14 protein-coding genes are annotated in these 18,756 nt (G+C 69.7%); 6 read left to right on the top strand and 8 right to left on the bottom strand.

The window, feature by feature from the left end:
• The first annotated feature begins 40 nt into the window (after positions 1 to 40).
• From rpsA to JT1_RS04535, 5 genes are all read left to right on the top strand, one after another.
• Complete coding sequence (rpsA, locus tag JT1_RS04515; RefSeq protein WP_068323743.1) at positions 41 to 1,543, top strand: 30S ribosomal protein S1; 1,503 nt, start codon at positions 41 to 43, stop codon at positions 1,541 to 1,543.
• Positions 1,544 to 1,626: 83 nt separating this feature from the next.
• A complete protein-coding gene (gene coaE, locus JT1_RS04520) occupies positions 1,627 to 2,838 on the top strand; it encodes a dephospho-CoA kinase (protein WP_068323744.1) in 1,212 nt (403 codons plus the stop codon).
• Positions 2,839 to 3,192, top strand: coding sequence for a hypothetical protein (locus JT1_RS04525; RefSeq protein WP_068323745.1), 354 nt, complete (start codon positions 2,839 to 2,841; stop codon positions 3,190 to 3,192).
• Between the two features lie 33 nt (positions 3,193 to 3,225).
• Positions 3,226 to 5,313 carry an excinuclease ABC subunit UvrB gene (gene uvrB, locus JT1_RS04530; RefSeq protein ID WP_068323934.1) on the top strand — a complete coding sequence of 696 codons (2,088 nt, stop codon included), beginning with the start codon at positions 3,226 to 3,228 and terminating at the stop codon, positions 5,311 to 5,313.
• Between the two features lie 233 nt (positions 5,314 to 5,546).
• Positions 5,547 to 6,536, top strand: a complete 990-nt coding sequence (locus JT1_RS04535) for a TerC family protein (RefSeq protein WP_068323746.1) — start codon at positions 5,547 to 5,549, stop codon at positions 6,534 to 6,536.
• Between the two features lie 57 nt (positions 6,537 to 6,593).
• On the opposite strand, the gene JT1_RS04540 is transcribed toward JT1_RS04535, so the two are convergent.
• The 4 genes from JT1_RS04540 to JT1_RS04555 all read right to left on the bottom strand — a co-directional run bounded on the left by JT1_RS04540 (position 6,594) and on the right by JT1_RS04555 (position 11,133).
• Positions 6,594 to 7,478: an EamA family transporter gene (locus JT1_RS04540; RefSeq protein ID WP_068323749.1), complete on the bottom strand. Its 885-nt coding sequence runs from the start codon at positions 7,476 to 7,478 to the stop codon at positions 6,594 to 6,596.
• Positions 7,479 to 7,573: 95 nt separating this feature from the next.
• Positions 7,574 to 8,461: a bile acid:sodium symporter family protein gene (locus JT1_RS04545; protein WP_068323753.1), complete on the bottom strand. Its 888-nt coding sequence runs from the start codon at positions 8,459 to 8,461 to the stop codon at positions 7,574 to 7,576.
• Between the two features lie 150 nt (positions 8,462 to 8,611).
• Complete coding sequence (locus tag JT1_RS04550) at positions 8,612 to 9,280, bottom strand: MBL fold metallo-hydrolase (protein WP_068323759.1); 669 nt, start codon at positions 9,278 to 9,280, stop codon at positions 8,612 to 8,614.
• Positions 9,277 to 11,133: a glycoside hydrolase family 15 protein gene (locus tag JT1_RS04555; protein WP_068323761.1), complete on the bottom strand. Its 1,857-nt coding sequence runs from the start codon at positions 11,131 to 11,133 to the stop codon at positions 9,277 to 9,279. The genes JT1_RS04550 and JT1_RS04555 overlap by 4 nt, the downstream gene beginning before the upstream one ends.
• Positions 11,134 to 11,213: 80 nt before the next feature.
• Here JT1_RS04555 and uvrA point away from each other — a divergent pair, with 80 nt between their 5' ends.
• Positions 11,214 to 14,330: an excinuclease ABC subunit UvrA gene (gene uvrA, locus JT1_RS04560; RefSeq protein WP_068323764.1), complete on the top strand. Its 3,117-nt coding sequence runs from the start codon at positions 11,214 to 11,216 to the stop codon at positions 14,328 to 14,330.
• A gap of 61 nt (positions 14,331 to 14,391) precedes the next feature.
• On the opposite strand, the gene JT1_RS04565 is transcribed toward uvrA, so the two are convergent.
• From JT1_RS04565 to JT1_RS04580, 4 genes are read right to left on the bottom strand one after another with little or no spacing between them, the layout of a single operon-like run.
• Positions 14,392 to 15,096, bottom strand: coding sequence for an ABC transporter ATP-binding protein (locus JT1_RS04565; RefSeq protein ID WP_245634671.1), 705 nt, complete (start codon positions 15,094 to 15,096; stop codon positions 14,392 to 14,394).
• A gap of 5 nt (positions 15,097 to 15,101) precedes the next feature.
• Positions 15,102 to 15,986 carry an ABC transporter ATP-binding protein gene (locus JT1_RS04570; RefSeq protein WP_068323770.1) on the bottom strand — a complete coding sequence of 295 codons (885 nt, stop codon included), beginning with the start codon at positions 15,984 to 15,986 and terminating at the stop codon, positions 15,102 to 15,104.
• Positions 15,983 to 17,650 (bottom strand): branched-chain amino acid ABC transporter permease, encoded by a 1,668-nt coding sequence (locus JT1_RS04575; protein ID WP_068323772.1) that lies wholly within the window; start codon positions 17,648 to 17,650, stop codon positions 15,983 to 15,985. Before JT1_RS04575 ends, JT1_RS04570 begins: the two co-directional genes overlap by 4 nt.
• Entirely contained in the window at positions 17,647 to 18,606 is a 960-nt protein-coding gene (locus tag JT1_RS04580) for a branched-chain amino acid ABC transporter permease (protein WP_068323774.1), read from the bottom strand. Before JT1_RS04580 ends, JT1_RS04575 begins: the two co-directional genes overlap by 4 nt.
• Positions 18,607 to 18,756: the final 150 nt, after the last annotated feature.

Below are 18,756 nucleotides of genomic sequence, written 5' to 3' on the forward strand. Positions count from 1 at the left end.
TTCCATACGATCAACTGTCCACAATCGGAGTTCCTACTACATGACTGCCAGCACGGTCGACACGACCGCCCCTCAGATCGCCATCAACGACATCGGCTCTGAGGAAGATCTTCTCGCCGCCATCGACGCCACGATCAAGGACTTCAACGATGGCGACATCGTCGAGGGCCACATCGTCAAGGTCGACCGCGACGAGGTGCTTCTCGACATCGGCTACAAGACCGAGGGTGTCATCCCCTCGCGCGAGCTGTCCATCAAGCACGACGTCGACCCCTCGGAGATCGTCGCCGTCGGCGACCTCGTCGAGGCCCTCGTCCTCCAGAAGGAGGACAAGGAAGGCCGACTCATCCTGTCCAAGAAGCGCGCGCAGTACGAGCGCGCCTGGGGCACCATCGAGAAGATCAAGGAAGAGGACGGCGTCGTCACCGGCACCGTCATCGAGGTCGTCAAGGGTGGTCTCATCCTCGACATCGGCCTGCGCGGCTTCCTCCCCGCCTCCCTCGTGGAGATGCGTCGCGTCCGCGACCTCCAGCCGTACGTCGGCAAGGAGATCGAGGCCAAGATCATCGAGCTGGACAAGAACCGCAACAACGTGGTCCTGTCCCGCCGTGCCTGGCTCGAGCAGACCCAGTCCGAGGTCCGCACGACCTTCCTCAAAGAGCTCCAGAAGGGGCAGGTCCGCTCCGGCGTCGTCTCCTCGATCGTCAACTTCGGTGCGTTCGTGGACCTGGGTGGCGTCGACGGTCTCGTCCACGTCTCCGAGCTGTCCTGGAAGCACATCGACCACCCCTCCGAGGTCGTCGAGGTCGGCGACGAGGTCACGGTCGAGGTCCTGGACGTCGACATGGACCGCGAGCGCGTCTCCCTGTCGCTCAAGGCGACGCAGGAGGACCCGTGGCAGCACTTCGCCCGGACCCACGCGATCGGTCAGGTCGTCCCGGGCAAGGTCACCAAGCTCGTCCCCTTCGGTGCCTTCGTGCGCGTCGAGGACGGCATCGAGGGCCTGGTCCACATCTCCGAGCTGGCCGAGCGCCACGTGGAGCTGCCGGAGCAGGTCGTCAACGTCGGCCAGGAGATCTTCGTCAAGGTCATCGACATCGACCTGGAGCGTCGCCGCATCTCGCTGAGCCTCAAGCAGGCCAACGAGGACGGCGCCAACCTCACCGAGTTCGACCCGACCCTCTACGGCATGGCCGCGGAGTACGACGAGCAGGGCAACTACAAGTACCCCGAGGGCTTCGACGCTGAGACCAACGAGTGGCTCGAGGGCTACGACACCCAGCGCGAGGCATGGGAGAAGCAGTACGCCGACGCCCACGCCCGCTGGGAGGCCCACCGCGCCCAGATGGAGAAGGCCGCTGCGGACGACGCCGCCGCTGCCGAGGGCGGTGCCGACTCCGTCAGCACCACCTCGTACAGCTCGGACAGCAGCAGCAGCAGCTCGGGCGCGCCGAGCGCTGGTGCCCCGGCGCCGACGTCCGAGGGCACGCTCGCCTCGGACGAGGCCCTGGCCGCGCTCCGCGAGAAGCTCACGGGCAACTGACCCGGGTCGCTTCCTGACGACGAAGGGGGGCATCGCACCGATCCGGTGCGGCGCCCCCCTTCGTCTTGCCTAGGATCGGGCCCATGCTGCGCATCGGACTCACAGGTGGGATCGGCTCCGGGAAGTCGACGGTCTCCTCCCGGCTCGCCGAGCTCGGTGCGGTGGTCGTCGACGCGGACCGGATCGCCCGCGAGGTCGTCGAGCCCGGGGAGGCGGCGCTGGAGCGGGTCCGGGAACGCTTCGGTGACGGCGTCTTCGACGTGGAGGGGTCGCTCGACCGTCCGGCGCTCGGGCGGGTCGTCTTCGGTGACCCGCAGGCCCTCGCCGCGCTCGAGGGCATCACCCACCCCGCGATCTGGGCGCGCACCGCGGAGCGCTTCGCGGCCGCCGAGGCGGCCGGGACGGCGATCGGCGTGCACGACATGCCGCTGCTCGTCGAGAAGGGGATGGCGGGGGAGTACCACCTCGTCCTCGTGGTCGACACCGACGAGGAGGTGCGTGTGCAGCGGCTCGTCGGGTCGCGGGGCATGCCCGAGGACGAGGCCCGTTCGCGGATCGCCGCCCAGGCCACCGACGAGGAGCGGCGCGCGGTCGCCGACGTCCTCCTCGACAACAACGGGTCCCCGGAGGAGCTCGCCGCCGCGGTGGACCGGCTGTGGGAGGCGCGGCTGGCCCCCTTCGCCGACAACCTCGCCGAGCTCACCCCGGTGCGCGCGCCGCAGGAGCTCGTCCTCGTGGAGCCCGACCCGGCGTGGGCGGGGCGGGCCGCGCGCGAGATCGCTCGTCTGCGGCACCGGCTCGGCGACCTCGCGGTGACGCTCGACCACATCGGGTCCACGGCCGTCCCGATGCACGCCAAGCCGATCATCGACCTGCAGGTCGGGGTGGCCTCGCTCGACGTCGCGGACTCCGCCGCCTTCCTCGCGGCGACGGTCGAAGGGGGGTGGCCCCGGATCGAGGGCGTCGTCCAGGACACCCCGCTGGACACCTCGCGGGACTCCGCCACCTGGCCGAAGCGGTACCACCTGGGGAGCGACCCGGCCGTGCCGATCCACGTACACGTGCGCGAGGTGGGCTCGTCGGGGTGGCGCTGGGCGCTGCTCTTCCGCGACTGGTTGCGGGAGGACCCCTCCGCGCGCGCGGACTACCGCGCGGAGAAGGAACGCCTCGCGGCCGAGGGGCTGACCCGCAGGGAGTACGCCGCCGCCAAGGAGCCGTGGTTCGCCGCCGCCCACGGGCGGGTCGAGGCCTGGGCCCGCGAGACCGGGTGGTCGCCCGGGGCCCGGGGGGCCTGAGTGCCGTCCTACCGCGTCGCCGTCGACGTGCACGGAGTCTCGCCGGGCGTGCCGCCGCAGAGCCTCCTGCCGCGTGCCGAGGAGCTGCTCGCGCTCGGGCACCGCGTCGAGGACCGGTCCGTCGAGATCGTGCGGGGGCAGCCCCAGATCCACCTGCGCTTCCTCGTGACGGGAGGGCACGACGCCGCCGAGGACGACGAGGCGCAGGACGCGGTCCGCGGCATGGTGATGGCGCTGGCGCCCATCGCGCGCCTCGGGCGGTGGACCCTGCGTCGCGGTCCGGGTGGCCACTGGAAGGTCATCCGCAGCGGCCACTCCCGGGCGGACCTGCCCGAGCACCCGGTCGACTTCTGAGGGTTGTCGGTGGGGTGACATACCGTGGTGGTCATGCGCCCGGTGACCGATCTGCAACGTACGGTGGCTCCCTTCGAGGTCATCTCGGAGTTCGAGCCGGCCGGTGACCAGCCGACCGCGATCGCCGACCTCGCGACGCGCGTGCGGGCCGGTGAGCAGGACATCGTCCTCCTCGGCGCCACCGGCACCGGCAAGTCGGCGACGACCGCCTGGCTCATCGAGGAGGTCCAGCGCCCGACCCTCGTCATGGCGCCCAACAAGACGCTCGCCGCGCAGCTGGCCAACGAGTTCCGCGAGCTGCTGCCCAACAACGCCGTCGAGTACTTCGTCAGCTACTACGACTACTTCCAGCCCGAGGCCTACGTGCCCCAGACGGACACGTACATCGAGAAGGACTCCTCGGTCAACGAGGAGGTCGAACGTCTGCGCCACAGCGCGACCAACAGCCTGCTGACCCGCCGGGACGTCATCGTCGTCGCCTCGGTCTCGTGCATCTACGGCCTCGGTACGCCGCAGGAGTACGTCGACCGGATGGTCACGCTCGAGGTCGGCACCCAGATCGACCGGGACGAGCTGCTGCGCAAGTTCGTCACGATGCAGTACACCCGCAACGACCTGGCCTTCACCCGCGGCACCTTCCGCGTGCGCGGCGACACGGTCGAGATCATCCCGGTGTACGAGGAGCTGGCCGTGCGCATCGAGTTCTTCGGCGACGAGATCGAGCGCGTCCACACCCTCCACCCGCTCACCGGTGAGGTGGTGCGCGAGGAGCAGCAGATGCACATCTTCCCGGCGACCCACTACGTCGCCGGGCCGGAGCGCATGGAGCGGGCCATCGCGGGCATCGAGACCGAGCTCGAGCAGACGCTGGCGGACATGGAGCGCCAGGGCAAGATGCTCGAGGCCCAGCGTCTGCGGATGCGCACGACCTACGACATCGAGATGATGCGCCAGGTCGGCAGCTGCGCCGGGATCGAGAACTACTCGATGCACATCGACGGCCGCCTGCCGGGCACCGCGCCCAACTGCCTGCTCGACTACTTCCCCGAGGACTTCCTCCTCGTCATCGACGAGTCGCACCAGACCGTGCCCCAGATCGGGGCCATGTACGAGGGCGACGCCTCCCGCAAGCGCACCCTCGTCGAGCACGGCTTCCGGCTCCCGAGCGCGATGGACAACCGCCCGCTGAAGTGGGAGGAGTTCCTCGAGCGGATCGGGCAGACGGTCTACCTCTCCGCGACCCCCGGCGACTACGAGCTGGCCAAGTCCGACGGGTACGTCGAGCAGGTCATCCGCCCCACCGGCCTCATCGACCCCGAGGTCGTCCTGAAGCCGACCAAGGGCCAGATCGACGACCTCCTGCACGAGATCCGTCAGCGCGCCGACCGCGACGAGCGGGTCCTCGTGACGACCCTGACGAAGAAGATGGCCGAGGACCTCACCGACTACCTCCTCGACAAGGGGGTGCGGGTGCGCTACCTCCACTCCGACATCGACACCCTGCGACGGGTCGAGCTGCTGCGCGAGCTGCGGCTCGGCGAGTTCGACGTCCTCGTCGGCATCAACCTCCTGCGGGAGGGCCTGGACCTGCCCGAGGTCTCGCTCGTGAGCATCCTCGATGCCGACAAGGAGGGCTTCCTGCGCAGCGCCCGCTCGCTCATCCAGACGATCGGTCGCGCCGCCCGCAATGTCTCGGGCGAGGTGCACATGTACGCCGACAAGGTGACCCCCTCGATGCAGGAGGCCCTCGACGAGACCCACCGCCGCAGGGTCAAGCAGATCGCCTACAACCGTGAGCGCGGCCTGGACCCCCAGCCGCTGCGCAAGAAGATCGCCGACATCACCGACATGCTGCGCCGCGAGGACGCGGACACCGACGAGCTGCTCGGCTCCGGTCGCAGCCAGTCCCGCGGCAAGGGTCGCGGTGGCAAGGCGGGCACCGAGACCACGGAGCGGGGCCGCGACCTGCCGGCGACCGAGCTGGCCCGACTCATCCAGGAGCTCACCGACCAGATGCACCAGGCGGCCACCGACCTGCACTTCGAGCTCGCGGCGCGCCTGCGCGACGAGATCGGGGACCTGAAGAAGGAGCTGCGGCAGATGACCGCCGCGACCCGGTAGCCGGGGGCGCCCGGGCAGAGTCCTGCAGCCGGACCGGGGTGGGTCGTGAGAGACTCGAGGGAGCGGAGGGGAGTACCCCCAAGCGTTGGCTCGTCAGCACGGTCGGTCCGCCGACCCGGGTCATCGGCCCCCTCGGGGGTGGGAGAGACCTCCGGACGTTGTGTTCCCTGTCCGGAAGGTTCTCGTTGTCCACCATCTCATCGCTCCAGCCGTCGATCATGAGCGGCGGCACCATGGACGTGCCGACCTGGGCGTGGCTCCTCACGCTCGGTGTCGCCGCCGCGGTGCTGCTCTTCGACGTCATCTGGGTGGCCCGCAACCCGCACGTCCCCTCCACGCGCGAGGTCGCGACGATCCTCAGCATCTACGTCTCGGCGGCAGTGCTCTTCGGCATCGGCCTGTGGTTGATGGAAGGGGGTGACCGCGGGACCGAGTTCTTCGCCGGGTGGTTGACCGAGTACTCGCTCTCGGTCGACAACCTCTTCATCTTCATCATCATCATGGCGAAGTTCGGCGTGCCGGCCCGGTTCCAGCAGACCGCGCTCCTGTGGGGCATCATCATCGCGATCGTCCTGCGGACGATCTTCATCTTCGTCGGCGCCGCCGCGATCAACCAGTTCGCCTGGGTCTTCTACATCTTCGGCGCCTTCCTCATCTACACCGCGTTCAACCTCGCCACGGAGAGCCACGACGAGGAGGACGAGTGGGAGCCCAACGCGGTCATCAAGTGGTTCCAGCGGACCGTGCCGAGCACGACCGAGTGGGCCCCCAAGCTCTTCACCAAGGAGAACGGCAAGCGCGTCGCGACTCCTCTCTTCATCGTCGTCATCGCCCTCGGCATGACCGACCTGCTCTTCGCCCTGGACTCGATCCCGGCGATCTACGGCCTCACCAAGGAGCCGTACATCGTCCTCACGGCGAACCTCTTCGCGCTCATGGGTCTGCGCCAGCTGTACTTCCTCATCGGTGGTCTGCTGAAGAAGCTCGTCTACATGAGCCTGGGCCTGTCGGTCCTGCTCGCCTTCATCGGCGTCAAGCTCATCCTCCACGCGCTCCACGAGAACACGCTGCCCTTCATCAACGGCGGCGAGCACGTGAGCGTCCCGGAGATCTCCACGCTCTTCTCCCTCGGCGCCATCGTCCTCATCCTCGGTGTCACGACGGTCGCCAGCCTCTGGAAGTCCAACAAGGACGCCAAGGAGGGCATCGGCTCCGACCACTGAGCCGGCAGACGAAGGGGGTCGGTCACGCCGCGGTGACCGACCCCCTTCGTCATCTCCTCAGACGGGCAGCTCGGTGGCGGGGGTGCGCTGACCCAGGCCGAGGACGAGGATGCTCGCCAGGACCACGAGCGTCATCCCGCCGAGCTGCACGGGGTCGAGGCGCTGGCCGAGCACGAGCAACCCGGCGAGCGCCGCCACGGCGGGCTCGAGGCTGAGCAGGATGCCGAAGACCGCGGGCGCGAGCCGTCGGAGGGCGAAGAGCTCGAGGGAGTAGGGCAGGACGGACGAGAGGACGGCGATGCCCAGCCCCTTGAGCAGCACCTCGGCGTCCCAGGCGCCGGTCCCGTGCCGGGCGACGTCGAGCAGGCCGAAGGGGAGGACCAGGAGCGTCGCGACGACCATGGCGAGGGCGAGCCCCTCCAGCTTGGGGAAGGCCGCTCCGGTCCGGCCGGAGAAGACGATGTACCCGGCCCAGCAGGCACCCGCCGCGAGGGCGAGCGCGATGCCCGTGCCCTCGAGCTCGTCGAGGGGGATGCTCAGGGCCCGGGAGATCAGGACGACCCCGACCCCCGCGGCGCCGACCGCGAGGAGGTCGCGCGGGCGGCGCGAGAGGACGGCAGCGAGCGCCAGGGGCCCGACGAACTCGATCGTCACGGCGACGCCGATCGGCAGGTGACCGAGCGAGCCGTAGAAGGCGAAGTTCATCATCCCGAGCGCGGCACCGAAGCACGTGACCGTCGCCCAGTCCCGGCGGGTGTGGCCGCGCCAGCGCGGCCGGGCGACGAGCAGGAGGATCGCCGTCGCGAAGCCGAGCCGCAGGATGACCGAGCCGGCCGCGCCGATCTCCGGGACGAGGGTGGCCGCGAGCGCCCCGCCGAACTGCACCGAGAGCACTCCCGCGAGGACGAGGAAGGGCGCTGGGACGGCATCGACACGACTCACGGCGTCACCCTAGTCTTCGGCCCCGGGGCCACCTACCTGTCTCGTCCCGGAGGCCGACGAGACGCAGGCGGCCGGCGCCGCCCCGGACGAGGTCGTCAGTCGACGAGCTGCGGCGTCGTGGCGCGTCGGGCGCGCACGTCACGGCTGATCACGAGGCCGAAGACCGGCGCGAACAGGTACATGAAGATCGAGTAGATGGCGGCCGCGATCGCGACCTCGGTGCTGCCCAGCACGCTGAGGGCGATGGTCAGGGCGATCGTCGTGTTGTGGATGCCGACCTCCATCGAGGTGGCGATCGCCTGCCGGTCGTCCAGACGCATCAGCCGGGCGCCGAGGTAGCCGATGGTCAGGCTGGCGAGGCAGAAGAGTGCGGTCACGAGGCCGAGCTGCTCGAGGTAGCCGGCGACGTCGTCGCGCTCGCCGACGAGGGCGCCGACGGCGACCACGACGAGGACGCTGATCGAGAAGATGCGGACCGGGCGGTCGGCCCGGACGGCGAAGGCCTGCGAGCGATGGCGCACCACCATGCCCAGGCCGACGGGGACGAGGACGATGGCGATGACCTGGAGGACCTTGCCGACCTGGAGGCCGAGCTCTCCGTCGGCCTCGAACCAGCCGATCGCGAGGTTGGTGATGACGGGGATGCTGACCACCGCCAGCACCGAGTTGACGGCCGTCAGCGTGATGTTGAGGGCGACGTCCCCATGGAAGAGGTGGCTGAAGAGGTTGGCCGTCGTCCCGCCCGGCGAGGCGGCGAGCAGCATCACGCCCACCGCGAGCAGGGGGTCGACGTCGAAGGCGATGACCAGCCCGAAGGCGACGAGCGGAAGGACGAGCACCTGCAGCACGAGGGCCACGACGACGGCCTTGGGCGATCGTGCGACCCGACGGAAGTCGCCGACGGTCAGGGACAGGCCGAGGCCGAACATGATGATCGCCAGGGCGATCGGCAGACCGATCGAGATCAGGGGGGAGTCGTTCATGGCCAGCCGCGTCCTTGCCGTCGGGGTCGATCACGCTCGGGTCACCGGGAGAACTCAGGGTTACTGATGGGTAACCCAGCCCGCTGGTGAGCAGTGTGGAGGGCCGGGCGTCGTCCCGTCAACCCCAGCCGGCCCGTCGGGCCCCCGTGCTCACCAGCCCCGCTCGCGCCACTCCTGGAGGTGGGGCCGCTCCCTTCCGAGCGTCGTGTCCGAGCCGTGGCCGGGGTAGACCCACGTGTCGTCGTCGTACACGTCGAAGACCCGCTGGGTGACGTCGGCGTACAGCGACTCGAAGCTCTGGCCCTCCATCTTGGTGTTGCCCACCCCGCCCGGGAAGAGACTGTCGCCCGTGAAGAGGTGGACATGGCCCTCGGGGTCGTCGTACGCGAGTGCCACCGATCCCGGGGTGTGCCCCCGAAGGTGCGTCACGGCCAGCGTGGCCTCGCCGAAGGTGATCGTGTCCCCGTGCGCCAGACGGTGGGCCGGCGCCAGGGGCAGCGCGTCGGCGTCGTCCTCGCCGGCGTACGTCTCGGGGGAGTACTCCGCAGTGATCTCCGCCAGGGCGCGGACGTGGTCCCAGTGCTGGTGCGTCGTCACGAGGTGGCCGAGGTCCGTCCCGCCCGCGGCGACGAGCTCGCGGATGCGGTCGGCCTCGTCGGCGGCGTCGATGAGCAGCTGGGCACCGCTCGCCCGGCAGGTGAGCAGGTAGACGTTGTTGTGCATCTCGGACACGGAGAGCTTGCGGATCGTCAGGTGGGCCAGCTCCCGGGTGGACCAGGGGCCGCCCGGGGTGACGTCGGGGTCGTAGGTGTCGGTCATGAGATCGCTCCTTCAACGGGGTGCACGGGGGTCGCTGTGTCGTCCGTCCTGGGGTGCTCGCCACGGGCCGCGGCGGCGTCGGCATCACGCAGCGCGTAGGCGGCGCCGATCAGGGCGAGGTGGCTGAAGGCCTGCGGGAAGTTGCCCGCCTGCCGCCGGCCCCTGACGTCGTACTCCTCGGCGACGAGACCGACGTCGTTGAGCAACCCGCACAGGCGGGCCATGAGGGCGTGCCCCTTGTCGAGCTGCCCGGTGAGGGCGTAGGCGCTCACCAGCCACCAGGAGCAGGCGAGGAAGGGGTGCTCGTCACCGGCGAGGCCGTCGACGCCCGACTCCGTGCGGTAGCGCAGGAGGTACCCGTCGCGCAGGAGGTCGCGCTCGACGGCGGCGATCGTCCCGAGGACCCGCGGGTCGTCCGGGGGCAGGAACCCGACCATCGGGATGAGCAGCAGCGAGGCGTCGACCTCGGTGGTGTCGTAGTGCTGGGTGAAGCTCTGCCGGTCCTCGTCCCACCCGTGCTCGAGCACGTCCGCGCGCACCCGCTCGCGCAGGTCGCGCCAGGTCTCGACCTCCCCTTCGTACCCGTGGAGCTCGACCGCCCGGATGGCGCGGTCGAAGGCGGCCCACACCATCACCCGCGAGTGGGTGAAGTGGCGCAGCGGTCCGCGGATCTCCCACAGGCCGTTGTCCGCGTCCTGCCAGTGCGTGGCGAGGTTGTTGACGAGGGCGCGCTGGACGGCCCACGACTGGGGCGACTCGGTCAGGCCCTGGGCGCGGGCGTCCTCGAGCGCGATCATCACCTCGCCGAGGACATCGGTCTGCTTCTGGTCGACGGCACCGTTGCCGATGCGCACGGGACGGCTGCCCGCGTACCCGGGGAGGTGGTCGAGCTCGCGCTCGGGCAGCTCCCGCCCGCCGTCGACCGCGTACATGATCTGCATGTCCTCCGGGTCGCCGGCGATCGCGCGCACGAGCCAGTCCCGCCACAGCTTGACCGCGCCGACGTAGCCCGACTTGAGCAGCGCCTCGAGGGTGAGCGAGGCGTCGCGCAGCCAGCAGTAGCGGTAGTCCCAGTTGCGCTCGCCGCCGAAGTCCTCGGGCAGGCTCGTGGTGACCGCTGCGACGATGCCGCCCCGGCGCGTGTCGGTGAGCAGGCGCAGGGTGAGCAGCGAGCGCACGACCTCGTCCTGGTACGGCCCCTCGTAGGTGCAGCGGGCACCCCACTGCGCCGAGCGCTGGTACGTCGCCTCGATGCGTGAGCGGATGTCGAGCGGCGGGGGGATCGGCTTGTAGGAGGCGAACCACGTCGTGGAGAAGTTGTAGTGCTCGCCCGCGCGCACGGTCCACCGGTCGCGGTGGTGGTCGCCCTCGGGCACGGGCAGCCGGGAGCCGCGCAGGACGAGCATGTCGTTGCCGGCGATGGCGGTGATGACCTCGCGGTCCTGCTCGTGGCCGGGGGAGTGCGCCACCCACGGGCGGATCCGGCCGTAGCCGAAGCGCACGACCCACTCCTGGCGCATCTCGACCTCGCCCTCGAGGCCCTCGACGACGCGGACGAGGTCCGCGCGCCCGTCGCCGAGGGGCATGAGATCGGTCACCTTGACCGCCCCGGTGGCGGTGCGGTGGGTGGTCTCGAGGATGAAGGAGTCGCCGCGGTAGGCGCGGGTCGTCGTCGCCTCGCCGACCGGGCCGATGAGCCACCGGCCGTGCTCGGGGGTGCCGAGCAGCGCGGTGAAGCACGACGAGGAGTCGAAGCGCGGCAGGCAGAGCCAGTCGACCGAGCCCCCCTTGGACACCAGGGCGGCGGTCTCGGTGTCGCCGATGGCGGCATAGTCCTCGATCGGTGTCGTCATCCGCTCAGGCTAGGCCCTGCTTCGGCCCGTCCGGCGAAGGGGGGAGAGCGCTGTCGGTGGTCCCGCCTAAGGTTGGGTGCGTGACTGTTGCCAAGGCCGCCGGCTCCCGCCTGCACGACCGGATCGTCGTCCAGGGGGCCCGCGAGCACAACCTCAAGAACATCCATGTCGACATCCCACGCGACTCCCTGGTGGTCTTCACCGGGCTGTCGGGGTCGGGCAAGTCGTCGCTGGCCTTCGACACGATCTTCGCCGAGGGGCAGCGCCGGTACGTCGAGTCCCTGTCGGCCTACGCGCGGCAGTTCCTCGGCCAGATGGACAAGCCGGACGTCGACTTCATCGAGGGGCTGTCGCCCGCGGTGTCCATCGACCAGAAGTCGACGAACCGCAACCCCCGATCGACCGTGGGCACGATCACCGAGGTCCACGACTACCTGCGTCTGCTCTTCGCCCGCGTCGGTCGGCCGCACTGCCCGGTCTGCGGCGAGGCGATCACCCGTCAGAGCCCGCAGCAGATCGTCGACCGGCTCCTCGAGCTGCCCGAGCGCACCCGCTTCCAGGTCCTGGCGCCGGTCGTGCGCGCCCGTAAGGGCGAGTTCGTCGACCTCTTCTCCGAGCTGCGGACCAAGGGCTACAGCCGGGCCCGCGTGGACGGGGAGGTCGTCTCGCTCGCGGAGCCGCCGACGCTGGAGAAGCAGGTCAAGCACACCATCGACGTCGTCGTCGACCGCCTCGTGGCGAAGGGGGAGGAGGACCGGGCCGCGAAGCAGCGGGTCACCGACTCCGTGGAGACCGCCCTCGGGCTCGCCGGGGGCGTGCTCGTCATCGACTTCGTCGACCTCGACGAGGACGACCCGCAGCGTCAGCGCCGCTACTCCGAGACGATGGCCTGCCCCAACGACCACCCGCTCAACATCGACGAGATCGAGCCGCGGTCCTTCTCCTTCAACTCCCCCTTCGGCGCCTGCCCGGTCTGCACGGGCCTGGGGACGGAGCTCGAGGTCGACGCGGAGCTCGTCGTCCCCGACGACGACCTGACGCTCGCGGAGGGGGCCATCGCGCCCTGGGCGCAGGGGACCCAGTCGGCCCAGTACTTCCAGCGCACGATGTCGGCGCTCGGCGACGACCTCGGCTTCGACATGGACACGCCGTGGCGGGCGCTGCCGAGCCGCGCCCGCGAGGCGCTCCTGCACGGACGCAACCACAAGGTGCACGTCAAGTACCGCAACCGCTTCGGGCGGGAGCGCTCCTACAGCACCGGCTTCGAGGGGGTCATCCCCTTCATCAAGCGCCGGCACACCGAGACCGAGTCGGACTGGAGCCGGGAGAAGTACGAGGGGTACATGCGCGAGATCCCGTGCCCGACGTGCCGGGGGACCCGCCTGAAGCCGGAGTCCCTCGCCGTCCTCGTCGGTGGGCAGAGCATCGCCGACGTCTCCTCGCTCTCGATCCGCGAGGCGGCCGGGTTCCTCGACACCGTCGACTTCAGCGAGCGTGAGCGGCAGATCGCCGAGCAGGTCATCAAGGAGATCAACGCACGGCTGGGCTTCCTCCTCGACGTGGGCCTGGAGTACCTCTCCCTCTCGCGGGCCGCGGGCACGCTCTCCGGTGGCGAGGCGCAACGCATCCGGCTGGCCACGCAGATCGGCTCGGGCCTGGTGGGCGTGCTCTACGTGCTCGACGAGCCGAGCATCGGTCTGCACCAGCGCGACAACCACCGGCTCATCGAGACGCTGACCCGGCTGCGCGACCTCGGCAACACACTGATCGTCGTCGAGCACGACGAGGACACCATCGCCGCCTCGGACTGGGTCGTCGACATCGGCCCGGGAGCGGGGGAGCACGGCGGTCATGTCGTCCACTCCGGGCCGCTCGCCGACCTGCTGACGAGCGAGCGCTCGGTGACCGGCCGCTACCTCTCCGGCGACCTCGAGATCCCGGTCCCGGCCGTGCGCCGACCGCAGGACCCCGCGCGCGAGGTCACGGTCAAGGGAGCCAAGGAGCACAACCTCGCCGGCATCGACGTCAGCTTCCCGCTGGGCAACTTCGTCGCGGTGACGGGCGTGTCCGGGTCCGGCAAGTCGACCCTCGTCAACGACATCCTCTACAACGTCATGGCCAACAAGCTCAACGGCGCCCGCCGGGTGCCGGGTCGGCACAAGACGGTGACCGGCCTCGAGCACCTCGACAAGGTCGTGCACGTCGATCAGAGCCCCATCGGTCGCACGCCGCGGTCCAACCCGGCGACGTACACCGGGGTCTTCGACCACGTCCGCAAGCTCTTCGCCCAGACGAGCGAGGCGAAGGTGCGCGGGTACCAGCCGGGCCGGTTCTCCTTCAACGTCAAGGGCGGGCGCTGCGACGCGTGCTCCGGTGACGGCACGCTGAAGATCGAGATGAACTTCCTGCCGGACGTCTACGTCCCGTGCGAGGTCTGCCACGGCGCCCGGTACAACCGGGAGACCCTCGAGGTGCACTTCAAGGGCAAGAACATCGCCGAGGTCCTCGACATGCCGATCGAGGAGGCCGAGGACTTCTTCGCGGCCGTCCCGGCGATCGCCCGCCACATGAAGACCCTCAACGCTGTCGGCCTGGGCTACGTGCGCCTCGGGCAGCCGGCGACGACCCTCTCGGGCGGTGAGGCGCAGCGGGTCAAGCTCGCGGCCGAGCTGCAGAAACGGTCCAACGGGCGCACGATCTACGTGCTCGACGAGCCGACGACCGGCCTGCACTTCGAGGACATCCGCAAGCTGCTGCTCGTGCTCCAGGGCCTGGTCGACAAGGGCAACTCGGTCCTGGTCATCGAGCACAACCTCGACGTGATCAAGTGCGCCGACTACGTCGTCGACATGGGTCCCGAGGGCGGGTCGGGCGGTGGCCAGGTGGTCGCGAGCGGCAGCCCGGAGCAGGTCGCAGCCGTGCCACGCTCCTTCACGGGGCAGTTCCTCGCCCCGGTGCTCGCCTCCTCGTCGGTCTCGCCCGTCGTCGGCGAGCTCGTCGTCGACGAGGCCGACCCGGCCCCCGCGGCGAAGGGAGCGGCCACGAAGAAGTCGGCCTCCGCGAAGAAGACCGCGGCCCGCAGGACCGCGGCCACGAAGGGGACGAAGGTCACCGCGACGAAGAAGACCGCGCCGGCCAAGAAGTCCGTCTCGAGTGCGGCGAGCGCGGCGGCCCGCCGTGCGAAGAAGGCGGGCTGACGCGAACGGCGAGGGGTGGGGGCCGGCCGCCCCATCCCTCGCCGTCCGGACGTGCCGGGGGTCAGTCCTCGCCGAGGTAGGCCTTGCGGACCTCGTCGCTCGTCAGCAGCTCCGCACCGGTGCCCTGGGTGACGATCTTGCCGACCTCGAGGACATAGCCCTGGTTGGCCAGCTTGAGCGCCGCCCGCGCGTTCTGCTCGACGAGGAGGATCGTCGTGCCCTGCGCCTGGAGCGTCTTCACGGTCGACATGATCCGCTTCATCATGATCGGCGAGAGCCCCATCGAGGGCTCGTCGAGCATGAGCAGCTTCGGCCGGGAGAGCATCGCGCGCCCCATGGCGAGCATCTGCTGCTCCCCGCCGGAGAAGGTGCCGGCAGGTTGCGAGCGGCGCTCCCCGAGGATCGGGAAGAGCTCGAAGGCGGCCTGGATGTCCTTGTCGACGCCCCTGTCGCGGCGGGCGAAGGCGCCCAGGCGCAGGTTCTCCTCGACGGTCATCTTCGGGAAGATCCGCCGCCCCTCGGGCGAGTGGGCCAGCCCCAGCGTGACGATCTGGTGCGCGGGCAGCTGGTCGATGCGCTGGCCCTTGAAGCGCACCTCGCCGCTGCTCGGCCGCAGCAGGCCGGAGATGGTGCGGAGGGTGGTCGTCTTGCCCGCACCGTTGGTACCGATGAGGGTGACGACCTCCCCCTCGTCGACGGTGAAGGAGATCCCCTTCACGGCGACGATCTTGCCGTAGGAGACCTCCAGGTCATCGACCTCGAGCATCGCGCTCATCGGCCCTCCTCCTCGTCCGTGGTCGCGCTGAAGGTCGTGTCGACGTCGAGTGCGGCCACCTCCTCGTCCTCGTCGTCCGCGACGCCGATGTAGGCCTCGATGACGCGGGGATCGGACTGGACCTCCCCGGGCGTGCCCTCGACGAGCACCTGGCCCCGCACGAGGCAGAGCACCCGGTCGCAGAGGTTGAAGATGAACCGCATGTCGTGCTCGATGACGACGACGGCCAGGCCCGAGTCGCGGATCTTGAAGATCAGCTCCATGGCCTGCTCGGTCTCCTTGGGGTTCATTCCGGCCGTCGGCTCGTCGAGCAGCAGGACCTTGGGATCGGTTGCCAGGGCACGCGCGATCTCGAGGCGACGCTGGTCGCCGTAGGGCATGTTGCGCGCGAGCAGGTGCGCGCTGCGCCCGAGGCCGACGTAGTCGAGCAGCTCCTGGGCACGGTCGGTCGTCTCGCGCTCCTCGCGACGGAACTTCGGGCCCCGGATGATCGAGGTGAAGGCTCCCGAGGAGGTCCGGCAGAAGCGACCCACCATGACGTTCTCCAGCGCGGTCATGTTGCCGAAGAGCCGGATGTTCTGGAAGGTGCGTGCCATGCCTGCGCGGACGACGGCGCGCGGCTTCGGAGGGATCTGCGTGCCGAAGAGCGCCACCTCGCCCTCGGTCGGCTTGTACATGCCGGTGAGGCAGTTGAAGAAGGTCGTCTTCCCGGCGCCGTTGGGGCCGATGAGCCCGACGATCTCACCCTCGCGAACGTCCATCGAGACGTCGTCGACGGCGACGAGACCACCGAAGCGCATCGTGACGTTGCGGGCGTCGAGGATGACCCCCGGCGCTGCCTGCGACTCCGCGGTCGGGGGAGTGGTGGTTGCGGTGCTCACTTGGCTGCCTCCAGCTCGTTGATGACCACTGTCTCGGCCAGGTCCTCGTCGTCCTCGTGGAACTCCAGCTGGCGACGCTTGCTGGCGACGAGGCCCTCGGGACGCACGCGCATCATGACGACGAGCACGAGCCCGAACATCAGGAGGCGGTAGTCCTCGAGGAAGCGCAGCTTCTCCGGGAGGAACTTCAGGATCGCGGCGCCGATGAGCACACCGCCGACCGTGCCCATGCCGCCGAGGACGACGGCAGCGAGCAGGAAGGCGGACTCGAGGAAGATGTAGCTGTCCGGGGAGACCGCCTGGTCCATGTGGGCCTTGACCGTGCCGGCCATGCCGGCCAGCGAGGCGCCCCCGGCGAAGGCGAGCAGCTTGAGCCCGAAGACGTTGACGCCCATGGCCTCCGCAGCGCGCTCGTCCTCACGGATCGCAACCCACCCGCGCCCGATGCGGGAGTTGTTCAGGTGGGTGAAGACGACGATCACGAAGACGATGAGCGCGATGAGCACGAAGTAGTAGTTGCCCGCACGCGGGATCTCGATACCGAGGATGGTGTGCGTGTCGCCGAAGTTGAATCCGAAGAAGTCCAGGTCCGGGATGGCGTTGATGCCGTTGGACCCCCGCGTGATGAGCGGGCCGGAGGTGCCGTCGAGGTTGAACATCGCCAGACGGAAGATCTCACCGAAGGCGAGCGTGACGATGGCGAGGTAGTCGCCGGAGACGCGCAGGGTCGGCGAGCCGATGATCAGACCCAGGATGCTCGAGACGAGACCGCCGATGAGCATCACGACGAGGAAGGGGGGCTTCCACCCGATCGTCGCGAAGGCGGAGTACGACATCGTGGCCCCGACGTAGGCACCGGCGCCGAGGAAGGCGATGTAGCCGAGGTCGAGGAGGCCGGCGAGGCCGACGACGATGTTGAGGCCGAGCGCGGTCGCCGCGAAGATCAGCACATTGCCGGCGATCGTCAGGTTGCCCTCGGAGCCGCCCTGGGTGAAGGGGAAGGCGAGCGCCACCGCGAAGGTCGCGAGCGTGAAGACGCGCCGGTGGCGCAGGGTCACGCCACCGATCCACGCCGCCATGTTCGAGCGCGTGAAGGTGAGCGTCACGCCGATGAGCATGCCGACGAGCAGGACGAGCACCCACGGCTCCTGCTGCTTCAGGGCGTACTGCGCCGTGTAGAGCGCGATGCCGAGCAGGGCCGCGATGGTCAGGATCTCCACCCAGGCGGGCAGCGCGAGCGCGGCCGGGTCGAGGACCTTGCGCTCGGGCGTCATGAAGCCGGCGACGGCGACGAGCAGCCCGCCGACGACGGCGACCCACACCCCTTCGTTGGCGTTGATCAGGCCACCGGACTCGAAGGAGATGGCTCCCAGCGAGACCACGGAGAAGATCGCGCCGGTGACGCCGATGGTGCGCAGCCCGCGGCCGGCGTCGATGTGCTCGGCCCACCGACGCAGGGGACCCAGCACGACGAGCGCCAGCACGAGCGAGACGAGGCCGATGACGATCGCGTAGACCTGCAGGGTGACCGGCCAGAAGCGGACGGAGATGTCACCGAAGAGGGGCTCGAAGCTCCACGACAGGAAACCGGAGACGATGAGCAGGACGGAGCCGGCGACCGCGAGCGGCGCTGCGAGACGGGGGTTCTGGGACGGCGACTTCATGCGCGGTCCACCACCTTTGCACCCATGATGCCTTGGGGTCGGAAGACGAGGACGAGGATGAGGATCGAGAAGGCCCAGATGTCCTTCCACGGCGATCCGCCGGGCAGGTACTGGATGGCCATCGACTCGAGGACACCCAGGACGAGGCCACCGACGACCGCGCCCTGGATGTTGCCGATGCCCCCGAGCACGGCAGCGGTGAAGGCCTTGAGGCCGTAGATGAAGCCCATCTTGAAGTTGATGTTGGTCGTCTGCAGGCCGTACGCGACTCCGGCGACGGCGGCGAGCGCGGCGCCGACGGCGAAGGCCGTGACGATCATCCGGTCGACGTTGATGCCCATGAGGCGCGCGGTGTCGGGGTCCTGCGAGACGGCCTGCATCGCGCGGCCCGTGCGCGTGCGGTTGATGTAGTACCAGAGCCCGACGGCGCTGATGACGAGGCAGGCGATCGTGAACAGCGCCGGCCGCTGCAGCGTGACGCTGCCGAGGGTGAAGGCCTCACCGGAGATGCCGTCGACCTGGGGGAAGACGACCTTCTGCTTCGCGGAGGGGAAGTCGAAGGGGTTGACCGAGGAGATGAAGAGCGTCGGGTCGTTGTACCCGACGCGGACGAGCTCCTGCAGGAAGACCGAGATACCGATGGCCGTGATGAGCGGTGCCAGACGGGGCGCGTTGCGCAGCGGCCGGTAGGCCACGCGCTCCATGAGCACCGCCACGAGGACCGAGGCCGCGACGGCGCCGAGGAGGATGAGCGGCAGGGTCCACAGGGCCGTCTGCCCGGGGAAGAGGACCAGCGAGGTCGAGAGCGCGCCGAAGGCGCCGATCATGAAGATCTCGCCGTGCGCGAAGTTGATGAGCTGGATGATGCCGTAGACGACGGTGTAGCCGACGGCGATCAGGGCGTACAGGGACCCGATGGTCAGACCGTTGACGATCTGCTGGGCGACTTGTTCCACGTGTCCTCCTGGGGCGTGGACGCAGGTCGTGCGTCCACCACGTGCGTCGAGGGGATGTGACGAAGGGGGATCTCAGCGGTGGGGTGAGGATGCGAAGCCGCGTCCCCACCCCACCGGATGACCTGACCGGGGACGGTCAGATCAGGTCGA

The organism is Janibacter terrae NBRC 107853 (assembly GCF_001591405.1).
GTDB classification, from domain to species: Bacteria; Actinomycetota; Actinomycetes; order Actinomycetales; family Dermatophilaceae; genus Janibacter; species Janibacter terrae.